Origin of the sequence: Actinophytocola sp. (assembly GCF_035634895.1) — a bacterium.
In the GTDB taxonomy this organism is placed as follows: Bacteria; Actinomycetota; Actinomycetes; order Mycobacteriales; family Pseudonocardiaceae; genus Actinophytocola.
Map to the genome: position 1 here is coordinate 1 of NZ_DASQCC010000076.1, position 24,008 is coordinate 24,008.

General features: G+C 69.7%; 19 protein-coding genes. 10 read left to right on the top strand and 9 right to left on the bottom strand.

Annotation, left to right across the window (positions count from 1 at the left end):
• Window positions 1–137: 137 nt before the first annotated feature.
• Window positions 138–1,799: a DNA repair helicase XPB gene (locus VET29_RS10745; protein ID WP_324918520.1), complete on the bottom strand. Its 1,662-nt coding sequence runs from the start codon at window positions 1,797–1,799 to the stop codon at window positions 138–140.
• A 33-nt stretch (window positions 1,800–1,832) separates the two neighbouring features.
• Between VET29_RS10745 and VET29_RS10750 the strand changes: the two genes are divergently transcribed.
• Together VET29_RS10750 and VET29_RS10755 are read left to right on the top strand one after the other, a co-directional pair.
• Complete coding sequence (locus tag VET29_RS10750; protein ID WP_324918524.1) at window positions 1,833–2,765, top strand: LppU/SCO3897 family protein; 933 nt, start codon at window positions 1,833–1,835, stop codon at window positions 2,763–2,765.
• A 153-nt stretch (window positions 2,766–2,918) separates the two neighbouring features.
• On the top strand, window positions 2,919–3,767 hold the full coding sequence (locus tag VET29_RS10755; RefSeq protein WP_324918527.1) for an LppU/SCO3897 family protein: 849 nt from the start codon (window positions 2,919–2,921) through the stop codon (window positions 3,765–3,767).
• Window positions 3,768–3,847: 80 nt separating this feature from the next.
• Here VET29_RS10755 and VET29_RS10760 read toward each other — a convergent pair whose 3' ends face one another.
• From VET29_RS10760 to VET29_RS10785, 6 genes are all read right to left on the bottom strand, one after another.
• Entirely contained in the window at window positions 3,848–5,344 is a 1,497-nt protein-coding gene (locus tag VET29_RS10760; protein WP_324918530.1) for a UbiD family decarboxylase, read from the bottom strand.
• 119 nt (window positions 5,345–5,463) lie between these two features.
• The gene (locus VET29_RS10765; RefSeq protein ID WP_324918534.1) at window positions 5,464–6,036 is read right to left on the bottom strand and encodes a UbiX family flavin prenyltransferase; all 573 of its coding nucleotides are present in this window, start codon (window positions 6,034–6,036) and stop codon (window positions 5,464–5,466) included.
• A gap of 3 nt (window positions 6,037–6,039) precedes the next feature.
• On the bottom strand, window positions 6,040–6,852 hold the full coding sequence (locus VET29_RS10770) for an ABC transporter ATP-binding protein (RefSeq protein WP_324918538.1): 813 nt from the start codon (window positions 6,850–6,852) through the stop codon (window positions 6,040–6,042).
• 8 nt (window positions 6,853–6,860) lie between these two features.
• Window positions 6,861–7,736 (bottom strand): ABC transporter permease, encoded by an 876-nt coding sequence (locus VET29_RS10775; protein ID WP_324918541.1) that lies wholly within the window; start codon window positions 7,734–7,736, stop codon window positions 6,861–6,863.
• Entirely contained in the window at window positions 7,733–8,524 is a 792-nt protein-coding gene (locus VET29_RS10780; RefSeq protein ID WP_324918544.1) for an ABC transporter permease, read from the bottom strand. Before VET29_RS10780 ends, VET29_RS10775 begins: the two co-directional genes overlap by 4 nt.
• A gap of 15 nt (window positions 8,525–8,539) precedes the next feature.
• Entirely contained in the window at window positions 8,540–9,529 is a 990-nt protein-coding gene (locus tag VET29_RS10785; protein ID WP_324918547.1) for an ABC transporter substrate-binding protein, read from the bottom strand.
• Window positions 9,530–10,296: 767 nt separating this feature from the next.
• Here VET29_RS10785 and VET29_RS10790 point away from each other — a divergent pair.
• The 7 genes from VET29_RS10790 to VET29_RS10820 all read left to right on the top strand — a co-directional run bounded on the left by VET29_RS10790 (window position 10,297) and on the right by VET29_RS10820 (window position 19,299).
• Complete coding sequence (locus VET29_RS10790) at window positions 10,297–13,311, top strand: nitrate- and nitrite sensing domain-containing protein (RefSeq protein ID WP_324918550.1); 3,015 nt, start codon at window positions 10,297–10,299, stop codon at window positions 13,309–13,311.
• A complete protein-coding gene (locus VET29_RS10795) occupies window positions 13,308–13,733 on the top strand; it encodes a roadblock/LC7 domain-containing protein (protein ID WP_324918553.1) in 426 nt (141 codons plus the stop codon). The genes VET29_RS10790 and VET29_RS10795 overlap by 4 nt, the downstream gene beginning before the upstream one ends.
• Window positions 13,734–13,738: 5 nt before the next feature.
• Window positions 13,739–14,392: a DUF742 domain-containing protein gene (locus VET29_RS10800; RefSeq protein ID WP_324918556.1), complete on the top strand. Its 654-nt coding sequence runs from the start codon at window positions 13,739–13,741 to the stop codon at window positions 14,390–14,392.
• Entirely contained in the window at window positions 14,373–14,984 is a 612-nt protein-coding gene (locus VET29_RS10805) for a GTP-binding protein (protein WP_324918559.1), read from the top strand. The genes VET29_RS10800 and VET29_RS10805 overlap by 20 nt, the downstream gene beginning before the upstream one ends.
• A 317-nt stretch (window positions 14,985–15,301) precedes the next feature.
• Window positions 15,302–16,390, top strand: coding sequence for a phenazine antibiotic biosynthesis protein (locus VET29_RS10810; protein ID WP_324918562.1), 1,089 nt, complete (start codon window positions 15,302–15,304; stop codon window positions 16,388–16,390).
• A 258-nt stretch (window positions 16,391–16,648) separates the two neighbouring features.
• On the top strand, window positions 16,649–18,307 hold the full coding sequence (locus VET29_RS10815) for a class I adenylate-forming enzyme family protein (RefSeq protein ID WP_324918565.1): 1,659 nt from the start codon (window positions 16,649–16,651) through the stop codon (window positions 18,305–18,307).
• Window positions 18,304–19,299 (top strand): methyltransferase, encoded by a 996-nt coding sequence (locus VET29_RS10820; protein WP_324918568.1) that lies wholly within the window; start codon window positions 18,304–18,306, stop codon window positions 19,297–19,299. Before VET29_RS10815 ends, VET29_RS10820 begins: the two co-directional genes overlap by 4 nt.
• A gap of 3 nt (window positions 19,300–19,302) precedes the next feature.
• On the opposite strand, the gene VET29_RS10825 is transcribed toward VET29_RS10820, so the two are convergent.
• The gene (locus tag VET29_RS10825; protein WP_324918571.1) at window positions 19,303–21,777 is read right to left on the bottom strand and encodes a helix-turn-helix transcriptional regulator; all 2,475 of its coding nucleotides are present in this window, start codon (window positions 21,775–21,777) and stop codon (window positions 19,303–19,305) included.
• Window positions 21,778–21,882: 105 nt separating this feature from the next.
• Here VET29_RS10825 and VET29_RS10830 point away from each other — a divergent pair, with 105 nt between their 5' ends.
• Complete coding sequence (locus VET29_RS10830) at window positions 21,883–22,473, top strand: dihydrofolate reductase family protein (RefSeq protein ID WP_324918575.1); 591 nt, start codon at window positions 21,883–21,885, stop codon at window positions 22,471–22,473.
• 16 nt (window positions 22,474–22,489) lie between these two features.
• Here VET29_RS10830 and VET29_RS10835 read toward each other — a convergent pair.
• A partial coding sequence (locus VET29_RS10835) for a helicase-associated domain-containing protein (protein WP_324918578.1) occupies window positions 22,490–24,008 on the bottom strand: 1,519 nt, incomplete at its 5' end.

The following is a 24,008-nucleotide window of genomic DNA, read 5'->3' on the forward strand; positions in this document are numbered from 1 at the left end:
ACTAATTCGGCGGCCCAGCTTCCTGCTGGCGGCGTTGCCGGTTCGCCCAAGTACGACCCAGTACGAGGGCGAACCGGCGTCTTGCCAGCAGAAACCTGGATCCACCGACTTGATCACCGCATTCCCGGCGCGGGACACTAGCTCACCGACGGCAGCTCCGGGCCGAGGAAGTCGTCCGCGTCCTGGATCGTGTAGGCGTAGCCCTGCTCGGCCAGGAAGCGTTGGCGGTGGGCGGCGTAGTCCGTGTCCAGTGTGTCCCTGGAGACCACCGAGTAGAAGTGCGCCTGCCGGCCGTCCTCCTTGGGGCGCAACAGTCTGCCCAGTCGTTGGGCCTCCTCCTGCCGCGACCCGAACGTCCCGGACACCTGCACGGCGACCGACGCCTCCGGCAGGTCGATCGAGAAGTTGGCCACCTTCGACACCACCAGCGTGCGAACCTCACCCCGTCGGAACAGGTCGAACAGGCGCTCGCGCTCCGCGTTCCTCGTCGAGCCCTGGATCACGGGCGCGTCCAGCTCCGCCCCCAGCATCTCCAGCTGGTCCAGGTACGCGCCGATCACCAGCGTCGGCTCCCCGGCGTGCTTCGCCAGGATCTTCTGCACCACCGGCACCTTCGTGTCCACCGTCGAGCAGAGCTTGTACCGCTCCTCCGGCTCCGCGGTCGCGTACGACAGCCGCTCGGCGTCCGTGAGGGTCACGCGGACCTCCACGCACTCCGCCGGCGCGATCCAGCCCTGCGCCTCGATGTCGCGCCACGGCACGTCGTAACGCTTGGGGCCGATCAGCGAGAACACGTCTCCCTCGCGGCCGTCCTCGCGGACCAGGGTCGCCGTCAGGCCCAGCCGGCGCCGGGACTGCAGGTCCGCGGTCATCCGGAACACGGGCGCGGGCAGCAGGTGCACCTCGTCGTAGATGACCAGGCCCCAGTCCCGGGAGTCGAACAGGTCCAGGTGCCGGTACTCACCTTTGGACCTGCGCGTCATCACCTGGTACGTCGCGATCGTGACCGGCCGGATCTCCTTGCGCTCGCCCGAGTACTCGCCGATCTCCTCCTCGGTCAGCGACGTGCGGGCGATCAGCTCACGCTTCCACTGCCGGCCCGCGACGGTGTTCGTCACCAGGATCAGCGTCGTGGCCTTCGCGAGGCCCATCGCGGCCGCGCCGACCAGAGTCTTCCCGGCGCCGCAGGGCAGCACGACCACGCCGGACCCGCCGGCCCAGAACGCCTCCGCCGCCTGGCGCTGGTAGTCACGCAGGTGCCAGCCTTCCTCCGCCAGCTCGATGTCGTGCTGCTCGCCGTCGACGTACCCCGCCAGGTCCTCCGCCGGCCAGCCGACCTTCAGCAGCAGCTGCTTGAGCCGCCCGCGCTCCGACGGGTGCACGATCACCGTGTCGTCGTCGATGCGCGCACCGAGCATCGGGGCGATCTTCTTGTGCCGCAACACCTCTTCGAGCACCGCGCGGTCGATGGTGGTCATCACCAGCCCGTGCGCGGGGTGGTTGGCCAGCTGTAGCCGCCCGAACCGGCCCATCGTGTCGACGATGTCGATCAGCAGCGGCTGCGGGACCGGATACCGCGAGTACACCGTCAGCGCGTCGACCACCTGCTCGGCGTCATGCCCCGCGGCGCGGGCGTTCCACAGCGCGAGCGGCGTGATCCGGTAGGTGTGGACGTGCTCCGGGGCCCGTTCCAGCTCGGCGAACGGGGCGATCGCGATCCGCGCGTCGTTGGAACCGGGGTGGTCGATCTCGAGCAGAAGTGTCTTGTCGGACTGTACGATCAGTGGTCCATCTGTCACAGGGCCTCACTCGCGAGAGGGTAGATTGCGGTCATGACGACGCCTCCCCATCAACCGGGACCGTACGGGCAGCCCAACCAGGATCCCTGGAGCCAGCCGTCGGGAGGCGGCCACGGCCAGTATGGCCAACAGAGGCCACCGGAGCAGCCTCAGCAGCCACAGTACGGCGGTCAGTGGGACAACGAGCAGACCCAGCGTCTCGGACAGTACGGGCAGCCGCAGCAGTACGGCCAGACCCAGCAGTACGGCCAGCCACAGCAGTACGGCCAGACCCAGCAGTTCGGTCAGTCACCTTACGGTCAACAACCACAGTACGGCGGGGGATTCCAACCCCCGGGACCGCAGAAGAAGAAGACCGGCATGATCGTGGCGATCGTGGTGGTCGCGGCGCTGGTCCTCGGGGGAGCCGCGGTCGGCATCTTCCTCGCGACCAAGGACAAGGGTGACAACACCGCCGGTGGCGGCACGACCACGGCCAAGACGGGCGTCTCCTCGTCCACGGCCACCTCCGAGGACGAGGACACGACCACGACCGAGAAGACGACCTCCGCGGGTGGCGGCGACGCCATCGACGCCCAGCCCGGTGACTGCATCAAGGTCAACGTGGCCAGCTCGACCGACGCGGACATCGAGGTCGTCGAATGCTCGTCCGACGAGGCCATCTACAAGGTCGGCACGCGTGAGGAGTCCGACACCGCCGACTGCCCGAACGAGCAGTACGTCCAGTACACCGAGGAGAACCAGCTCCTGCTGTGCCTCCAGCTGCACGTGACCGAGGGCGAGTGCCTCGTGGTGAGCGACCTCCAGGACCAGCGGGCGGACTGCGCCGCTCCCAATGCGACACACCGCGTGATCGGCGTGCTGGACGGCGTCGACGACGAGACGAAGTGCGGTTCGGACGCGACCGAGGTCATCACCTATCCGCAGCCGCCGCTCACTGTTTGCCTTGTCGCACCGGCAAGTTAGCCGCCGTCCGCGTTCGTCCGGTGACGGACGGTTGATTCCCGATCTCCGCAACGCGTAGTTTGCCGGGTCCACACACGAGTGTCGCTGCCGTCGCGTACATTGCTGCTCTCGAACAGGCTTCCGAGCGTCCGTCATGTTGTGCGAGGGGTGCACATGAACTCTCCGAACTACCCGCCCCCAGGCGGGCCTCCGAACTACCCACCGCCCGGCGGGCCGTACGGCCCGCCGCAGGGTCAGCAGCCCTATGGGCAGCGCCCGCCGCAGACACCGCCCGGCGGCCAGCCGTACGGCGCGCCGCCGCCGCAGGGGCAGCCGTTCGGTGCGCCGCCGCCGCAGGGGCAGCCGTACGGCGGTGGCCCGGGTGGCGGCTTCGGTCCAGGTGCTGGTGGTCCCGGTGGCCCGAGCGGCCCCGGTGGGGCGCCGCCGGCCGCCTACCCGGCCCCGCCGCCGCCTCCCCCATCCGCCAAGAAGTCGGGCGCCAGCACGATCATCAAGATCGTGCTCGGTGTGGTCGTGCTCGGCGTCATCGGGTTCTTCGTCTACAAGACCTGGGGCACCTCGGCGTCCAGCGCCGCGGTCGGCGACTGCATCAAGGTGAACAACGCGAGCATCAGCGACGCGGACGTCAACAAGGTCGACTGCAGCGACCCGGCCGCGGCGTACAAGGTGGGCACCACCTCGGACAACGCCGCGGCGGAATGCCCCGGCGGCTCGGAGACCAACTACGTCGGCTACACCGAGACGGGTGGCCGCGGGTCCGACCTGCTGCTGTGCCTGATCCTCAACGCCAAGGAAGGCGACTGCTACGAGGAAGGTACGCAGGTCGACACCAAGGTCGAGTGCACCGACCCGAAGGCGACCTTCAAGGTCCTCAAGGTCGTCGAAGGCGCGGACGAGAGCAAGTGCCCGGAGGGCACGCAGGGTAGCTACCGGTACCCGGAGCCGAAGCCTGGACTGGTGCAGTGCCTGGTCGAGCCGGGTGGCGGCACGACCACCGGCTGAGCGGTAAGAAGCAGAAGCGGGGCGCTCCCGGAAAGGGAGCGCCCCGCTTTCGTCTGACTATCCGACTGGCTACCCGACCGCTACATGACGGCGCCGGAGCTCTTCTTGGCCGGCGCCGGGATGCCGTGCTCGGCGCGTTCGGCCGCGGTCCACTTGTCCACCAGGGACTGGGTGGGCGGGACGACGGGCTCCGGTACGTCGATGTCCAGGCCCTCGATCGAGTGGTGCTTCAGGCGCACCCGCTCGTAGGCGTACGTCTTCGGGAACGGGTGTGTGGCGTTGAAGCCGATCTTGGCGCCGAAGTAGTCCGGGAAGGTCGGGTTGAGCCCGTGGCCGAACACCTCCGGCACGATGATCACGCCGGTCGTCGGGTTCAACCGGGTGGTCAGCGCCCACTCGACGTCCGAGGCGTTGCGGATGTCCACGTCGTCGTCGACGACCGTCACCATCTTCAGCGGCGGGAACGCCGCGAACGCGGACATCACCGCCAGCTGCGCGAAGCCCGCCCGCTTCTGTGAGATCTGCACCACCGCGTGGTAGAAACCGCAGCCACCGTGCGGGAAGTACACGTCCTTGACGCCCGGGACCTGCTTGCTCACCGACGCCAGCACGCTGGCCTCACCCAGCACGCCGGCCGAGTTCCAGACCTCCTTGCCGCAGATGATCGTCTGGAAGACCGGGTTGGCGCGGTGGTGCACGGCCAGCACGTGCACGACCGGCCGGGGCGCCACCTTCGCGTAGTACCCCGTGACCTCGGCGAACGGTCCCTCGTCGGCCACCTCGCCCGGCACGATCTCGCACTCGAGCGAGTACTGCGCGTGTGCGACCAGCTCCACCCCCGGCACGTCACCACGCACCAGCTCGATCGGGTCGCCGTGGAACACCGACGCGATGCCCAGCTCGTCGGTGTCCGGCGGCGCCGCCTCGGCCGGCGTCGCGGCCGCGAAGTGGACGCCGGGGCCGACGCCGATGTTCAGCGAGAACCGCAGCGTCTCGCCGCGCTTCGCCGCGTGGTCCAAGGCCATCTGCAGGTGCCGGCCCGCGTCGATGTTGATGTGCAGCCGGTCCCGGTCGACCAGCATGAACCGCTGGATCGACGCGTTGCGCACGCCCGTCTCCGGGTCGCGGACGACCACGACGCCCGCGTCGATGTACGGGCCGCCGTCGCGCTCGGCGTGGGTGGGGATGGGCAGCTTGAACAGGTCGACCACCGGCTGCGTGTACTCACGCACCGGGCCGCTCTCGACCACCAGCGGCTCCACCGCCTTGTGGTGCGGGTCGGCCTGCCACTGCTGGACCTTGCCGGAGATGTGTGATGCCAGCTTCTTCTCGTCGGCGCCGATCAGCTCCGACAGCAGTGCCCGTGACCAGTAGAGCCCGGTGAACACCGGGTGCTCGTGCCCGCGCACCTTCTCGAAGAGCACGGCCTGCGCACGTCCCTCGAAGTGGGACGCGACGCTGGCGAGCTGGTGCACGGGGTCCACCTCGGACCGCACCCTGATGAGCTGCCCGGCCTTGTCGAGCGTCTCGATGATGAGACTCAGGTCGTGCAGTGGTGGATTGGTCGCTCCGCTCATCGGCGGGCCGCCTCCTTACTGGTCGCGCGCTCGGCGCTCGTTCCTCGCTTCCGAGCCCGCTCCTCGGTCGGTCAGGCGGGCGCTCCTTCGCTCCGCGACCGCGGAGCCAGCGGCATGCCTTATTCCTCTCCCCACCGACGGACCATGTCCGTCTCGATGTCGAAGTAGTCGAGGACACGACCGACGGTGTGGTCGATGACGTCGTCGAGCGACTCCGGTCGCGTGTAGAACGCCGGCACGGGCGGCATTATCAGCGCCCCGTCCTCGGCCGCGGCCTGCATCGCCTTGAGGTGGGTCATCCGCAGCGGCGTCTCGCGCAGCATCAGGACCACCTTGCGACGTTCCTTCAGCGCGACGTCACAGGCCCGCGTGAGCAGGCTCGTGGTGTTCCCGTACGCGATCTCGGACAGCGACCGGATCGAGCACGGCGCGACGACCATCCCCATGGTCCGGAACGAGCCGGAGGAGATGGCCGCGCCGATGTCCTCGCTCGGGTAGTAGACGTCCGCCAGCGTGCGGACGTCCTCGAGCTTGAGGTTCGTCTCGTGGTAGATCGTCCGCTTGCCGCTGCGGGTGATCACCAGGTGCGTCTCTACGTCGACCTTCCGCAATGCCTCGAGCAGCCGGATCCCGTACACCGCCCCGGACGCTCCGGAGATGCCGACGACCATGCGTCTTGAGGAGAGGGACATGGTCTACTCCACGGCTGCTTCGAGGCGTACACCTTGACCATCGACTTCGTCCACATGCCCGTAACGCAGCAAACGGGCCACCTCCCCGCGCAGATGGACGAACTCGTCGGTCTCCTTCGTCGTGATCTGGTCGCGGTCGGGACCCAGCGGGGTCACGTCGATGGTCGCGACGATCGTGCTCGGCGCCTTGTTCAGCACCAGCACCCGGTCGGACAGGTACACGCTCTCGTCGATGTCGTGCGTCACGAGCAACACCGTGGTGTTGTACTCGCGGCGCACGGAGAGCAGCAGGTCCTCCAGCTCGGCACGCGTCTGCGCGTCGACGGAGGCGAACGGCTCGTCCATCAGCAGCAGCGCCGGCTGGCACACCAGCGCGCGGGCGATGGCCACGCGCTGCTGCATCCCGCCGGACAGCTGCCAGGGGTACTTGTCCACCGCGTCGGCGAGGCCGACGGAGGCGAGCGCCTCCTCGACGACCCGCCGGCGCTCCGCACGCGACATTCCGCGTGCCTTCAATGGGAAGGCCACGTTGCCCCGTACGGTAAGCCAGGGGAAGAGCGACTTGCTGTACTCCTGAAAGACGAACGCCAGGTCCACGGGCACTTGTTTGATCACCTCACCCATGAACCTGGACTCGCCCGCCGTGGGCGGCATCAGGCCGGAGACGGCCCGTAAGAGCGTCGACTTGCCGCACCCGGATGGGCCGACGATGCAGACGATCTCACCCTTCTCCACGGTGAAGGTGATGCTCCCGAGCGCGGTGTGGGTGTTCGCGCCCGACCCGTAGGTGTGACTGATTCCGGTCACGTCCAGCATGGGACGGTCTACCTCCCGGTGAGACTCTTCGACCTGGTGTGCCAGCCGATCACCCGGTTCTGCACGACGAGCAGCAGCGCGTTCAGGACATAACCGAGTATGCCAAGCAGAACGATTCCGGCCCACATGGCTGGCAGGTCGAAGTTCCGCTGGGCGTAGATCATCTGGTAGCCGAGGCCGTCGAAACTGCCCTCCAGCTCCGAGATGACCATGAGGATCAGGGCGAGCGAAAGGCTCACCCGAAGGCCGGCGAAGATCTTCGGCAACGCTGCCGGGAACACGACGGTCGCGAGGAACCGGGGCTTGGAGAGCCGCATGCTCCGCGTCGTCTCGACAACCGTTTCATCCAGCGTGTGCGCACCGTCGATGGTGTTGAGCAAGATCGGCCAGACGACCCCGAAGATGATCATTGCAAGCTGCATCGGCGTGCCGAGATCGAACAGCACGAAGAACACCGGCAGCAGTGCGGGCGGGGGGACCGACCGGAGGAAGTTGAGCGTGGGGGACAGGTAGTCGTACGTCTTCGCGGACCGGCCGAGCACCAGGCCCAATGTGACACCAATCACACACGCCGTGAGCCAACCGCCGAGCAGACGGAGCACGCTCGGCACGATGTCGACCGACACCGCGTCGGACACCCAGAGGTGGGTAGGGGGGCCCGACAGCCACAGGTCGACCATCTTCTTCCCGATCACCTGGGGGGTGGGGAAGAAGGGGTTCTTGGCCGACGCGGCGGCCAGCTGCCACAGCGCGATGCAGACCGCAAGCACCAGCCACTTGCCGCCGATCTCGGCGGCCCGCCTGCGGCGGCTGACCGTCCGCGCCGGCTTGGTCCGCGCGGACGCCCGCTCGGCCTCGCTCGGCTTCTGGTCAAGCACGGTCATCGGTCGCGGTCTCCGTCCGACCAGTTGATCCAGCGCCGCTGCACCGACGTCAGGATCGTGTTGATGAGCACGCCGACGACGCCGGCCACGAACGTCGCCGCGATCGCGAGGTCCATGCGTGCGGCGCCCTCGCTCGCGGTGGCGATGTAGGTGCCGAGACCGCCGCGCTTCCACAGCTCGTCCGACTCGGTGCCGCCGCCCGCGAGGATCTCCGTCGAGATGACCAGGATCAGCGCGACACTCGCGGAGATCCTGACCCCGGTGAACACGAACGGCGTGATGCTCGGCAGCTTCACCGAGAGCAGTGTGCGGACCTTGCCGGCGTTGAACGCCCGCGCGGTGTTGATCTGCACCGGCTCGATGTCGGACATCGCGTGCATGGTGTTGAACAGGATCGGCCAGAACGCGCCGAACACGGCCAGCGAGATCTTCATCTCGGGGTTCGTCTTGATCACGATGATGGCCAGGGGGATCAGCGCCACCGACGGGAGCGGCCGCAGGAACTCGACGACGATGCTGAACGCCGAGCGGACCAGCGGCATGGTGGCGAACACGATCCCGACCGGCACCGCGAGCCCCACCGCGATGGCGAGCGCCATGACCCAGGCGAGCACCGACTGCGTCAGGTCGAGGGAGAAGCCGCGGTCGTTGAACAGCTCGACCAGCCGCACGGCGATGATCGACGGTGGCGGCAGGTACTTCGGGTTCACCAGACCGGAACGGCCGACGAGCTCGCAGATCGCGAGCACGCCGACCGTACCGACGATGTTCCGTACGATGCGGGACATCCGACTGTCTACTGGCTAGCTACTCGCCGCTGGCATGGGGACCACCAATGGCGCGACGACCAGCTTCGGCATCATGCCGTAGGTCGTCAGCAGGTCGGACACACGCTGGACACGCTTCTTGTCGATCGTGGTCGGGAACGTGCCGAACCGAACGATGGCGGCGGTCTCCGGCGGCATCTTCGCGTACTTCGGCAGCGCCTCGACGACGTTCTTGCGGTCACCGGCCAGCTGCTGGCCCTTCAGCAGTGCCCGCTGGAACGCCGCGACGGTGTTCGGGTTCTCCTTGGCGAACTTCGCGGTCGTGGCGTAGCCGGACAGCGGGAAGTTCTCGGCCGGGCCCTTGCCGGTGAGGTCGGTGACGATCTTCGCGCCGATGGTCTTCTGCGCGTCGGTGAGGAGCGGGTCGATCAGCGAGGCCGCGTCGACCTTGTGCTGCGCGAGCGCCGGAGCCATCTCCGGGAACTTCATCTCGACCAGGTTGTTCGCGTCGAACGGCACGTCGTTGGCCTCGAACACGGCACGGATGAGCAGCTCGTTCACGTTGCCACGTGCGTTGACCGCGATCTTCTTGCCCGCCAGCTGCTTGACGTCGGTGATGCCCGAGTCCGGCGCGGTGATGAGGGCGAAGTTGCTGTTCGGGGTCGAGATGTAGGCCTCGCCGATGAACTTCATGTCGAGCACGCCCTGCTGCTGTGCCTTCATGAACGACACCCAGTTGCCGAACGAGACGTCGAGCTCGCCGTTGGCGAGCTTGGGGACGGCGAACGCGCCACTCTGGATCGTTTCGGGCTCAACGGTGAGCCCCTCGGCCTTGAACAGGTCCTTTTCGATGGCGATCTGTGAGCCCGCGCAGTCGATGACCGACATGACGCCGACCTTGATGGTGGTCTTCTCCAGCTTGCCGGCAGCCTTCGCGGACGTGCCCGACGAGGCGTCGCTCTCGGAGTCACCACCACCGAAGAGCCCACAACCCGCGGTGAGAAGGACGGCCATGGTGGCCGCCAACAGTCCGACCGTGCGGACGGGACCGCGCCTGGCCCGACCGACTCTGCCTGGACGATTCATTGTCTTGCCGTCTCCTGCCTTGTGATGTACGGCGATCAGCGTTGGGAAAGGTTCTTTCACACGTGCTGCCCCTGCACCGTGTAAAGGAGGACCAGTTGTATACCCGCCCGGAGGTATAGCCACTCGATCGAGTACTGTCAACGTCTGAAATCACAATTAGTGACTACTTGGTCGCAGGCCTGGCCTCCGGCCCGGTAGTCTAGGAGCAGCGGCGAACTTCCGGTGCAAGTGTGTCGTCCACCACTTTCCAAGCGTCAAGAGAATTCAGTGGTCCAGTCCATTGACGGCGCGGGAAACGATCTTCGGCGGGATGGCCGCGAGTTGGGGTTTCGAACCCGTCACCTGCGGGTTACCTTGATCGGCAGGTGGCAGCGCAGAACGGTGGGTTGTCGGGGCCCGCTGCAGCCGGTGGAGTGGCCTCGTGTGGCCCGTTCCTCGCGACTGCTGTGGTGACCGGCCACTTGACCGTGGGTGCCTATACGGGAAAGCTGTGCGCCGCAGTGTCAGCCACACGGGTGAGATTGCTACTTGAAGTGTGCGATTGACTCAACGGCGTCTTGGGAGTGAGTCCTCCAGTGGCCAGGGACAGTGCGTTGGACGGTGACAGCGCGACCGACAGCGCCGTGCGGCGAGCCAATGCCGCTATTCGCGCCGAACGAGCAGGTCGGCCGGGTAAGCGCAGGCGATTCCGACTGAGCGAGTGGCGGTTGCCGACCAAACTGATGGTCGTGCTGCTGGTGCCGACGCTCGCGGCGCTCGCGTTCGCAGGTCTGCGTGTGTTCACGCAGATCACGCAGGCGAACGACCTCGACTACCTGCTCCAGCAGGTCGACCTCCACGCGAAGGTCTACGAGGTCGCCGACCAGCTCGAGAAGGAAGGCGCGTTGGTGGCGCGGTTCGCCGCCAACAAGGCCAACCAGAGCAACCCGAACGGGGTCAGCCAGGCCGCGGTCAACGAGCAGGAGCAGGCGACCGACGCGGCCGTGGCCTCCCTTCGCGACACCGCGGAAGCCTTCTACGAGGAGAGCGACCCGGGGGTGCGCGACGACTACGAGCGCATCCTGTACCGCCTCGACGCCGACGGCCTCCAGGCGATTCGCCAGGTCGCGACCGACCAGGGCTCGCAGTTCGACGGCTTCAACGTGGCCAGCCTCTACACCGACACCGTCAACACGCTGCTGCAGATCAGCGGCCTCGCCAGGTCGGACGTCGGTGGTGGCGTGCTGACCTCGCGCCTGAACTCGCTGAACGCGATCTCGACCGCCAAGGCGCAGGTCGCACAGCAGATCGCGATCATGGCGACGGTGGCGCAGGTGGGCACGATCCGGTCCAACGAGATCGGCGAGCTCCAGGCGGCCGGGTCCCGTGAGGACTCCGCCATCGCGACGTTCAACACGATCGCGACCGACGGCGAGAGCCGGCGGTTCAACGACACGCTGGTCGGCCAGGCGGTCGACGGCCTGAAGAAGAGCCGCCAGCTGATCCTGGTCCGCGGTGCCGCCGAACAGAACGTCGGTGTGGACGCGGAGCGCGACGTCCTGCAGCCGGGCACCACGACCCTCGGCCTCTACCGGCAGATCGAGCAGGGTGAGCTCACCGACCTGCGCGACGAGATCGCCGGCCTGCGCAACACCCAGCAGCAGGCGACGCTGCGCGACGCGGCCATCGTCCTCGCCGTACTGCTCCTCGCCGTCCTCCTGGCACTCCTGGTGGCGCGGTCGCTGCTCAAGCCGCTGCGTGTGCTGCGGTCCAACGCACTGGACGTCGCCTACTCCCGACTGCCGCAGACGGTCCGCCGGATCCTGGCCGACCCGGACCCGGTGGCCGCGTCCAAGAACGCGGTCGAGCCGGTGCCGGTGTTCACCCGGGAGGAGACGGGTCAGCTGGCCCGTTCCTTCGACGCGGTGCAGGAGCAGGCGGTCCTGATGGCGACCGAGCAGGCGCTCCTGCGCGACAACATCAACTCGATCTTCGTCAACCTGTCCCGCCGGTCCCAGGCGCTGGTCGAACGCCAGCTGTCGCTGATCGACCGGCTGGAGCAGGACGAGCAGGACCCCGACCAGCTCGCCTCGCTGTTCGAGCTGGACCACCTCGCGACCCGTATGCGACGGAACTCGGAGTCCCTCCTGGTGCTCTCCGGCACCGGCCTCTCGCGACAGCTGTCGCGTCCGGTGCCCGCGTCCGACGTGGTCGGCGCCGCGGTGTCCGAGGTGGAGCACTACGCCAGGATCGAGGTGGCGTCCGCACCGGACGTCGCGGTCCAGGGCCGCGCGGTGTCAGACCTCGTGCACGTGATCGCGGAGCTGCTCGACAACGCGACCTTCTTCTCCCCCGCGGACAAGAAGGTGATCGTCCGGATGGCGATGACGCGCAAGAAGGAGCTCGCCATCCAGATCACCGACCAGGGTGTCGGCATGTCCGAAGAGGAGATCGCGGCGACCAACGCCCGCCTCGCGGACCCGCCGGACCTCGACGTCGCGGTGACGAGGCGAATGGGCCTCTACGTGGTCGCGCGCCTGGCCAAGCGGCACAACATCACCGTGCGGCTGCGGGACAACGAGGACATCGAGGGCGGCCTGATCGCACGCATCAACGTGCCGGCCGACCTGATCCAGCCGCTCGGCGCCGCGCCGCGGCCGCCGATGGGCCAGACCGGCTCGCTCGGCGCCCTCTCGGACCAGAGCAGCACGGACTCGCAGCTCAACCCGTTGAGCAGCACCAACCCGCCGATGGGCACCCCCAACGCACCGGCACGGAACAGCGGCATCGCGGGCGCCTTCACCGGCGGCATGCCGAGGGTGCGGCCGGACGGTGGTCCCCAGACGGGCCTGCCGGCGCCGCACGAGACCTCACAGGACCGCACTCCCGCGGAGGTCGCGAGCTACCCGCCGTTCCAGCCGCCGGGCTACGGCGTGCAGAACACCCAGTCCAACGGTGTGCCGGCCCAGCCGGCGCCGCCCGCGCTGGAGCAGAACGGCCGCAACGACCAGCTGCCCCCGCCGCCCCAGCCGTCCATCGGGGACACCGGCACCGCGCTGTTCGGCGCACCGCTGCCGGCGCCGCCGTCGGACAACTACGACCAGCCGACCGGCTACACGTCCTTTGCCGGCTCGACGTCACCAGCTCCCGAGGCAGAGCTGAACGTCGACGCGCCAACCGAGCGGCTGCCGATCTACGAGGCGGTGCTGTCCCAGTGGTTCGAGGCGGCGGACACCGGCTCGGCTCAACGGGTCGAGGCCGCCCCGGTCGAGCCTGGCGCGAACGGCAAAGGCCACAATGGCAACAGCAACGTAACCGGCAACACCAACGTAACCGGTAGCGGAAACGGCAACGGGCACGCCGCCCCGGTCGAGCAGGCCGAGGCGGTTCCGGAGCCGACAGCGTGGACCTCACCAGGCGACGACGGTTGGCTTGCCGCCCGTGCGCTGCTGGAGGAGAAGAGTCCTGACTCGACGACCACCGCTGGTCTGCCGAAGCGCGTCCCGAAGGCACATCTCGTGCCGGGTTCGGCCGCACCGAGGCACGAGGCGAAGGAGCCGAGCCCAGGAAACGACACGGGCCTCCTGGCGCCACCACTTCCGCCACGGTCGGCGGACGCGGTGCGAGGCCGCATGTCAAGCTTCCAGCAGGGCGTACGGCGAGGCCGCCACGCGCTCATCGACGCATACGCTGGTGACCAGCCCGGTTCGGAGCACAGTCGTACAGACGAGGAGCAGGAGTGACGACCGCGTCCGCACAGCAGCCCGGTAGTTTCGGGTGGCTAATCACAGATTTCGTCCGTCAGGTTCCTGGCGTGGCGCACGCCGTCGTCGTGTCGGCGGACGGCTTGTTGCTGGCCGGCTCCCAGGGTCTGCCGAGGGACCGGGCCGAGCAGCTTTCCGCCGTCTCGTCCGGCCTCGTCAGCCTCACGCAGGGCGCCGCCAGGTGCTTCGAGGCGGGCGGGGTCAACCAGACGGTGGTCGAGATGGATCGGGGCTACCTGTTCCTGATGTCCATCTCGGATGGTTCGTGCCTGTCCGTTCTGGCCGCCCCCAACTGCGACATCGGTCTCGTGGCCTACGAGATGACGCTGCTTGTCGAGCGGGTCGGCCAGCAGATGACTCCGGAGCTGCGAGCTCAGCTTCAGGGCGCTCAGCGTAGGTGAGAGCCATGCCGGAGAAGGGTTGGGAGGACCTCCCCGAGCACGACGTCGGCGAAGCACCGAACCGGTTCGACGTCGACGGGTTCCGGGCCAGGCTGTTCGGCGGCCCGGGGGCGACGCTCTACGGGGACTCCGGAGGTATACCGGCACAGTCGAACTGGGACTCCAAGGAGATCCCCACGGTCGGCCGGGACGGGATCTCTGACAGCGCAGTGCGTCATAGTGGCGCCCACAGTGGCGTCTACTCAAGTGGCGCGTGGCGGTCCGACGAGTTTCTCGGACCGGACTCGGGACGTGGTGGCGGCGGTGGCGCCGCCCAGGAGACCGGGTCGCTGGTTCGGCCGTACACCAGGACAGGTGGCCGAACCCGGTCCGATTATGATCTTGCGATCGAGGCGCTGGTGTCCACCAGCGAGAGGGGGAAGGCCCCAGATGCGGCAGTGCTGCCGGAGCACCGGTCGATCTGTGGTCTCTGCCTGGACACCAGGTCAGTCGCGGAGGTGGCCGCACACCTGCGGTTGCCGCTCGGCGTGGCCAGGGTTCTGATTGGAGACATGGCCGGTATGGGTTTGGTCCTGATCCATCAGAGCGGAATGGTCGTCGGCGACCGGCCGTCGATCGAATTCATGGAAAGGGTGCTCAGTGGTCTCCGCAGGCTCTAGTCCCCTCGGCCAGCGCGGCGCGTCCTCACCTCAGCCGACGACCTCGGCGAAGATCGTGGTCGCCGGCGGGTTCGGGGTGGGCAAGACGACTCTGGTCGGTTCGGTGTCGGAAATCGTGCCGCTCACCACCGAAGCAGTCATGACCGAGGCCAGCGTGGACGTGGACGACCTGTCGAACACCCCGAACAAGGTCACCACCACGGTCGCGATGGACTTCGGACGTGTGTCGCTCGACAGCGACCTGATCCTGTACCTGTTCGGTACCCCGGGTCAGCACCGGTTCTGGTTCATGTGGGACGACCTGGTCCGCGGCGCCATCGGCGCGGTGGTCCTCGTCGACACCCGCAGACTGGCCGACGCGTTCGCCTCGATCGACTTCTTCGAGGATCGCCAGCTGCCGTACGTGGTCGCGATAAACTGCTTCGACCGGGTCCTCCACCACCGGGTGGACGACGTCCGCGACGCGCTCACCGTCGACCAGTCGGTCCCGATCGTCACCTGCGACGCCCGTGACCGCGAGTCGACGAAGGAAACGCTCATCACGCTGGTGGAGCACGCCATGCACCAGCGCATGAGCGCCCGCGCGGGCTGAGGGCCCGACAGCTCGACACATGACCCCGGAGCGACCGTGTCGCTCCGGGGATCTCGTCTTTCCCACCAAAACACTTTCCGCCCGGGACTGGACACCATCGCTACACTTTCCGATGAGCAGCAGCGCGCTGCCATGAATGCCTCGGACAGCCGACGCCCGCGAATTCCGCAATTCCCCCGGTGACTTGACCGGGCGCATGGTCGCGCCCTTTTCCGGTCGACGTTCTCGCCGGGCGGTCCAGCATGCGCCTCGTATTCGCGGCCGCGTCGCCGTGTCCGGGGAGGTCCCCGGCGGCAACTCCTGAGAAGAGGTTCCACATGACCGAGTCGGTACTGGACCTGCCGTTGAGCTCGGTGCCCGACGCGGACGAGTTCGTGCGTGCGGCGATGCAGTGGCACTTCAGCCCGGACACCGGCTCGCCGTTCTGGCTGGCGAGGGCCGCGTCGCTCGGCTTCGACCCGCGCGCCGACGTCAAGACCCTCGACGACCTGGCCCTGTTCCCCAACGTCGTCAACGAGCTGCGTGACCTGCCCTTCGAGGACTTCATCCCCCGGGGCTACGGCGCCAACCCGCCGGTCCTCGGCGTCTACGAGAGCGGCGGCACCACCGGCGCGCCCAAGCGGCTGCCGATCCTGCGTGACTGGTGGGACCAGCTGTTCGAGGTGCTGCACACGCGGCTGGACGAGGCGGGGATGCCGCGCGGCGTGAACTGGCTGTGCATGTGCCCGACCGGGCCGCACGTCGCGGGCGAGACCATGGTCCGCTGGGCGCACGACCGTGGCGGTGTCCCGTTCTTCGTCGACCTCGATCCGCGCTGGGTCAAGAAGCTCATCGGCGCCGGGCACGACGACGAGGCGGACGCCTACATGGCGCACCTGATCGACCAGATGAGGTTCGTCCTGCGCACCCAGCGGGTCGGCGTCTTCATGGCCACCGGGCCGATGCTGGCGCGGATCGCCCAGCACGAGGACCTGGTCGACCTGATCAACGCGAAGGTGAAAGCCATCTTCTGGGGCGGCGCGACCCTCGACCCCGACACCCGTGACCTGCTGCGCGACGAGGTGTTCCCCGGCGTCACGATCTGCTGCGGCTACGGGAGCACGATGATCGGCGGCGGCCCGGCCCTCGGCAGGCCCGGCTCGACGGACATGCAGATCTTCGACCCGATCCCCCCGGCCATCACGTTCTCCGTCGTCGATCCCGCCACCGGGCGGAAGGTCGCCTACGGCGAGCGCGGGCAGGTCGTGATGAACCACGTCAGCCGGAGCATGCTGCTGCCCAACAACCTCGAGCGCGACCTGGCGGTGCGCGTCGAGGCCCTGCCCGGCATGGTCGGCGACGCGGTCGCGGACGTGCATCCGGTCCAGGTTTTCGAGGACGAGGCCGTCATCGAGGGCGTCTACTGACGATCGCCGGCGAGGCGTCCGGCACACCGCGTGCGGAAACGGGACAAAGGCCGAGAACGTAACCTGAGCGTCATTCTCGCTCGCTTGTTTCCGGCGATATGAAAATCACCGTTTCCGGTCGCGGAGCATGGCAAAACCTTGACAGTACCAGTAGGGTTTCAATCGCAACGATGGCCTGAAATTCGCGTTGTAAAGCCACCCCCGCGCCGGGTAAAGAGCGCCGCGTTCATTCGTCGTCCAATTTCTGGAGTGAATGCCATGTACCTGTTCGGTACCCACCATTCGATCGCGCAGCGACTCCGGCTGACCGCGCGGCGGCAGCTCGGCGCGGGCAACTTCTTCTGGCACGCCTGTGACGTCGCCGACCTGGACCGCCCGGCGATCTTCCGGCTGGACGGCACGGACGTGCGCGAGCTGACGCTGCGCGAGCTGCGCGACCGGGTGAACACCTACGCGAACTGGTACCACGCCAACGGCGTGGGGCACGGCACCCGGGTGGGGATCTACACCGAGGACGGTCTTCTCGGGTTGCTGCACCACATCGCCGTGACGAGCCTCGGCGGCGTGAGCGTGATCGCGAACCCGAAGATGGCGCCGGACATCGCGGAGGGCTACTTCGCGGCGGCCGAGGCGACGATGCTCGCCGCCGACGAGTCGCGGCTGGCGAAGATGTCCGAGCTGGAGAACCTCGAGACGGTCGACATCACCACCGTGCACCGTGCCGAGGCGGGGGAGGGCGACCCGCCGCCGCGGCCGTACCGGCACGCCGACGACGACCTGATCATGATCTCGCACTCGTCCGGCACCACGGGTGTGCCGAAGCCGACCACGTTCACCCACCGCGGGTTCTTCGTCGGCAAGCGGGAGCGGCTCTGGAAGTTCCCGTCGATGAAGTCCGACCGGCTGCTGACCGCCCTGCCGCAGAGCCATTCCGCCGGCATCAGCTACGTGAGCCTGGCGATGATGCTCGGCCTGCCCACGATGATGCTCGACGACGCGTCCGGCAGTTCCGTCGCCGCCGGGATGAACGCCTTCCTGCCGACGACCGTGGTCGGCTTCCCCATCTCGCTGGCCGACCTCGACGTCGCGGACCTGTCCGACGACGCGAAGCAGTCCGTGCACACCTGGATGGGCATGGGCGACGCGTCCCACCAGCGGCACATCCTCCCGCTCGTCCGGATAGGACGGACGGCCGACGGCTCCGGCACCGGATCGACCTACCTGGACGGTCTCGGCTCGTCCGAGATGGGCATGGTGCTGTTCCGGCAGGCGTACCGGGCGGGCTCGGAGAGCTACGACCGGGCCATCGGCACGCCGGTGCCCGTGGTGCGCAAGGCCGCCGCGCTCGACCCGCAGGGCAACGAGCTGCCCGACGACGAGGCCGGCCTGCTCGGCGTCCGCACGCCCAGCGTCACCCCCGGCTACGTGAACAACGAGGAGCTGAACGAGCAGTCCCGCCGCGGCGGGTACTTCCTCACCGGCGACGTGGTGCGGCACGAGAACGGCACGTGGTACCACCTCGACCGCACGCCGGACGTGATCGTGACCGAGGACGGGCCGGTGTACAGCCTGCTCGCCGAGGAGTTGGTGCTGAAGGAGACGCAGGCGTTCGACGCGGGTGTCGTTGCCGTCGACGACCCGAAGGCCGAGGAGTTCTCGCGCCCGATCGCCGTGGTCCTGTTCAAGGACGGGGCGCTGACCGCGGACGAGGCGCTGGCCCGCTGCAACACCGCGCTGGAGGAGCGCGGGATGGCGCGGCTGGCGGCGGTCGTCGTCGCCGAGAACCGCGACGAGCTGCCCGTCGGCGTCACGGGAAAGGTGCTCAAGCGTGTCCTGCGGGAGCGGCACCGGACGATACTCAGCGGCGAAGCCGGGCCCGGCGTGGCGATCGCGTCGAGCTCGGTGGAGATGACGTGACGGCACCCCAACGGATAGTCGAGGTCATCACCGGCACCTGGCGGGCACAGGCCCTGTACACGGCCGCGACGCTGGGGCTCGCCGACCACCTGGCGGCGGGCCACCGCACCGCGACCGAGCTGGCCGCCGCGGCGGGCGCCGACACCGACGGCGTCGCCCGGCTGATGCGCCTGCTGGTGGGCATGGGTGTCTTCGCCGGCGACGAGCACGCCGGCTACGAGCTGACGGGGGAGTCGCAGCTCCTACGTGGTGACGTCCCCGGCTCGATGCGGGACATGTGCGTGCTCTACGGCGAGGAGTTCCACCACGCGTGGGGCGCGGTGGCCACGAGTGTCCGAACAGGACGGTCCGGCTTCGAGGCCTCCTTCGGCCAGGACCTGCACGCCTACCTCGCCGAGCGCCCCGAGGCCGGCGAGAAGTTCCTGCGTGCCATGAACGCGGGCAGCTCGTTCTTCGCGGACGTCCCGCGCGTGTACGACTTCACCGGGTGCCGGCGGATCGCCGACCTGGCCGGGGGCAGCGGGTTGCTGCTGTCGACAGTGCTGGCCGCCGTGCCGGCCGCGCACGGCGTCCTGTTCGACCGCCCGCACATGCTGCCGGTCGCGCGCGAACACCTCACCGCGACCGTGCCGGGCCGGTTCGACCTGGCCGAGGGCGACCTCTTCGACGCGGTGCCGGGTGGCTCGGACGTCTACCTGCTGTCCCGCATCCTCCAGGACTGGGACGACGACCGCTGCGTCACGCTGCTGACCAACGTGCGGAAAGCCATGGCGGACAAGGATTCGAGGCTGCTCGTCGTCGAGCGGGTGATCCCGGACGGCGGGACCGGCATCCTGCCGCAGCTGTTCGACCTCCACCTGCTGGTCATGGCCGGCGGGCGCGAACGGACCCTCGACGGCTACCGCCGCCTGCTGGACGCGGCCAGCCTGCGCCTCACGGCGACCCACGACATGTCGCTCGAGACCACCCTGCTCGTCGCGGAACCGGTGTGAGCGCTACCCGACTTCGGGTAGGTGCAGCGCGGCGAGGTTCGCCAGCTCCGTCCTGTTGGTCACGTCGAGCTTGGCGTACACATGGGACAGATGCGTCTTCACCGTGCTGCGGCTCATGAACAGCCGCGACCCGATGTCCGGGTTGGACAGTCCGTCCGCCGCCAGCCGCACCACACTCCGCTCGGCGGGCGTCAGGCTCGCCCACCCGCTCGACGGCCGGCCACGCCGGCCCCTGGACCGCCGCGCGTAGTCCACCCTGGTCCGCAGGTCGGTGTTCTCGTCGAGCAGGACCGGATCCGCGGTCAGCCGGGCAAGCGCCCGCAGACTGTCCACACAGGACAACCAGAGTCCGTGCTCCGCGCGGATCGCCAGCGCCTCCTGCTGGAGTTCCACCGCCCGCGCGGGGTCGAGGAAAGCCTGCTCCGCCAACGCGTCCGCCACCACCCGAGGCATGCCGATCTCGCGTGCCAGCGCCAGCGCCCGCGTGCACGCACCGGCCGCGCCGTCGACGTCCCCGGTGGCACGCAGCGCGGCCGCGAGCCCGGTCAGCGTCTGCGGCGCCAGGTAGACACCCTCGAAACCGTCCAGCCAGGCCGTCTCGCGGTGGAACCACTCGACCGCCTCGGCCGGTGTGCCCGACAGCAGCCGCAGCTGCCCCACCGTCCGCGCCAGCCCGGGCACGAACGGCGCGTGCTCCGCGTCCGCCACCAGCCGGAGCACCGGCGCCAGCACCTCGGCGGCGGTGTCGAGCCGCCCCACCGCCAGCTCCACGGTCGCCAGCACGGCCGCCGCCGAGCCGATGCGGTGGTAGTCCGCGAGCGGCCGGGCCGTCCGCACCCCCTCCTCGGCGAGCGACCGCGCCGCGGCCACGTCACCGGTGTAGAGCGCACTGCACGCGAGGAACCCGAGCGCCGTCGACGCGACCCCGCGGTCACCCCGTCGCGACAGGCCGGCGACGGCCTCCCGCAGCAGCGACATCGCCGCGTCGTGCTCGTCCCGCAGGTGCTTGACGATGCCCAGCAGTGCCACCGCACCGTCCACGACGAACCCGTCGCCGCCGGCACGCGCCTCCGTGGCCAGCGACCAGGCCGTGTCGAAGTCCGTGTAGAGCATGCCGACCGCGCTCAGCAGCCGGGCCAGGCTCGCGGTCCCGACGTCACCGGCCTCGGTCGCGATCTCATATGCGGCCTGCGCGGCGTCGTACTCCAGTCCGATCGGCCGGGCGGTGTCGGCGACCAGCGCGAGGCCGGTCAGCAGCCGGGCCTGCAACGCGTCCCGCGCGTCGGGCCGCAGGTCTACGGCCTCGCGCAGCAACGCCAACCCCGCCAGCCCGTGCCGGTTGAGGTGCCACAGCCAGGGCAGCCCGGCCGCGAGCCGCCGGGCCCGCTCCGGATCCCACCGCAGCCCCCACCCCAGCGCGGCGCCCAGGTTCTCCTGCTCGGTCTCGACGGCCACGCGCCAGGCGTCCTTGTCCCGGTCCAGCAGCGGTGCGAGCTCGTCGACCATGGCGAGCATCGTCGCGAGGTGCCGGCCGCGGACGCCGGCCTCCTCGTCCGACGCGGCGAGCTTCGAGACCGCGTACTGCCGGATCGTCTCCAGCATCCGGTAGCGCGTGACGGCGTCCCGGGTGTCGGCGACGACGAGTGACTTGTCGACCAGCCGCCGCAGCCCGCCCAGCACCTCCCCATCGCACACGGCCTCGGCGGACGCACGGGTGAAGCCACCTGCGAACACCCCGAGCCGGCGGAACAGCACGCGGTCGGCGTCGTCGAGCAGGTCGTGGCTCCAGGCCATCGACGCGGCGAGCGTCGCCTGCCGGGCCGCCACGCCGCGCGGCCCGCGGACCAGCAGCGCGAACCGGTCGTCGAGGCCGCGCAGGATCTCCGGCACGGAGAGCGTGCTCGACCAGGCCGCGGCCAGCTCGATCGCGAGCGGGATGCCGTCGAGGCGGGCACAGGCCGTGCGCAGCTCGGCGGAGTCGGCGACGCCCGCCCGCGCCCTGAACAGCGTGACCGCGTCCGCGCCGGACAGCGGGGGGACCCGCCACACCACCTCGCCGGGCACCCCCAGCGGCTCCCGGCTGGTGGCGAGCACCGTCACGCCGGACCTGGCCAGCTCGACGGCCACGTCCGCGGCCGCGTCGAGCACGTGCTCGCAGTTGTCGAGGCACACGAGCCGTGCCCCGGCGACGTCCCGGAACAGGGCCTGGTCGGGCACCCGGAGCACGCCGACGGCCGCGGCGACCACCTCGGGCACCGCGGCCGGGTCCCGCATGCCGGACAGGTCGGCCCAGCGCACCCCGTCGAACCGGCCGGCGGCGGCGACGGCCAGCCGCGTCTTGCCGCACCCGCCCGGCCCGGCGACGGTCACGACCCGCGCCGAGCCCAGCGCCCCGGCCAGCGCGGCGAGCTCGGCCACGCGGCCGACGAAGGTGGTCAGGGGTACCGGAAGGTCGGACATCGCCGGCCAGTCTGCCACCCGGGGCATCGTCCGGGCCGCGGTTCGCCATCGGCCGGCTGGCCGATCTTCCTGGCGGCCGGAGACGCGAGAGTGGGTGTCGACCAACGAGACGGGAGCTTCGAGATGAGCAAGGTCATCGCCAACATGTCCATGTCACTGGACGGGTACGTCGCCGACACCGCCGACGGCATCGACCAGCTGTTCGGCTGGATGGGCAACGGCGAGGTCGAGGTGCCGACGGCCGTGGAGTGGGCGACGTTCCGGATGTCCCCGGCGAGCGCCGAGTACATGCGGGCGGCACTGGCCGGCGCCGGCGCGCTGGTCACCGGCCGGCACCTGTTCGACATCACCCAGGGCTGGGGCGGGACCCATCCGATCGGCGTGCCGGTCGTGGTGGTCACCCACGAGCCGCCGGCGGACTGGCCGCACGACGAGACGTTCACGTTCGTGGACGGCGTGGCGGAGGCCGTGCGGGTGGCGGCCGGGCTGGCGGGGGAGAAGAACGTGGTGGTGGCGAGCGCCAAGATCGCCCAGCAGTGCCTGGACGCGGGGCTGCTCGACGCCATCGACGTCGACCTGGTGCCGGTACTGCTGGGCGAGGGGGTCCGCTGGTTCGAGAACCTGGCGAAGGCCCCGGTCCGGCTCGGCGACCCGACGGTCATCGAGGGCAACGGCGTCACACACCTGGCCTACGAGGTCATCAGGAAGGCGTGACGGGTCCCGGTCCCGCTCAGCTCTCCACCAACGACGCGGACGTGATCCGGTGCAGCGGGTACTGCCGGACCGCGCCGTGCGTCACGTCCCGCCCCTCCAGAATTCCGCCGCCGACCCGGAACGGGTCCACCACGCGCTGGCTCGCCACCCCCCGCGAGTCCACGAAGTCGATCCACACCTGGCTCTTCTGCTCGATCGCGTCCCGCAGCAACGCCAGCGTCGCCGCCGTGTCGGTCGCGCCCGTGCCGCCGGTCAGCGACACCGTCCGCCCGCGCCGGGTCCCGGCCGCCATGTCCCCGGCCCGCAGCTGCTCGACCATCGCCGCGGCACGCTCCGGCGACAGCGAGCCCGTCACCGCCCGGCGCTGCCTGGCCGGCGCCGGCAGCCGCAGCCCGGCCGGTCGCAGGTCCAGCACCTGCCCGTGCGCGTCCTCCGCCGCCGGCGCGAAGCCCGCGCCACGCAGCTCCTCCAGCACGTCCGCCAGCGGCACCGGGCTCACCAGCACCGTCGGCGCGATCCTGCGCAGCTCCAGCCGGGTCGCGGCCGGATGCGCCGCCACCTCGGCCAGCAGCACCGGGTCGTCGCACCGCACGAACGACGCGGCCGTGCCGCCCCGCAACCGGCCGTGCCGCCTGGCCACGTCGTCGATGAGGTAGGTCAACCCCTGCGGGACCGGCGTCCGCGACCTGGTCCGGAACAGCTCCTGCAGCTCCTCCGCCGTCCGCCCGGCGTCGAGCGCCCGCCGCACCGACGCCTCCGTCACCCGGTACACCGTCGCGCTGCCCGCCGACTCGACGTCCGCGACCGCCGCCATGTCCATCGCCAGCGCGGGCTCCAGCGGACCCGGCGCCACGACCGTCAGGTCCGCCTGTACCAGCACGTGGTCGAGCGGGTCGGGCATCGAGTCGCCCATGCGCTTGGCCGCCGGGGCCGGGCCGTCGTCCAGCAGCGCCCGCCCGGCACCGGTCAACGCACCCAGCGCGACCAGTCCGAGCGCGGTCGCCTCGGCCAGCGTCCAGCGGACGATCTCGTCCCGCAGCCGCCCACCCCGCCGCGGCGCCCGCCACGCCAGTACGGCGGCCAGGTCGTCCGGCGCCGCCACCCCGGCGCCGCCACGCAGCTCCGCCAATGCCGACAGGATCCGCCGCCGCTCCAGCGGCGCGGGCGGCCGCCGCAGGTCGTCCGACAGCGGCGCGAGCACCTTGTCCTTCGCGTCCCGCATGCCCACGAGCCCGGGCAGCCGCGGCAGGTCCAGCCACGCGGCGGCGAGCGTCGCCCACTGGTTGGCCGGCGTCGCCACCAGCCACGGGTCGACGAGCGTGGTCGGCAGCCACTCCGGGTTGGTGGCCGCCGCGCTGTCGGCGACCATGCCCGCGCCGAGCAGCGTCTCCGCGACGAGCGCGGCGCCCCGCTCGTCGGTGTCCAGCTCACGCGCGATCCGGCGCAGGTCCCGCACGCCCAGCCCGCCGGCCTTCAGCACCGGCGCCGGCTCCTTCGACCACAGCTTGACGAGCGTCTCCGCGCGGCGCAGGAAC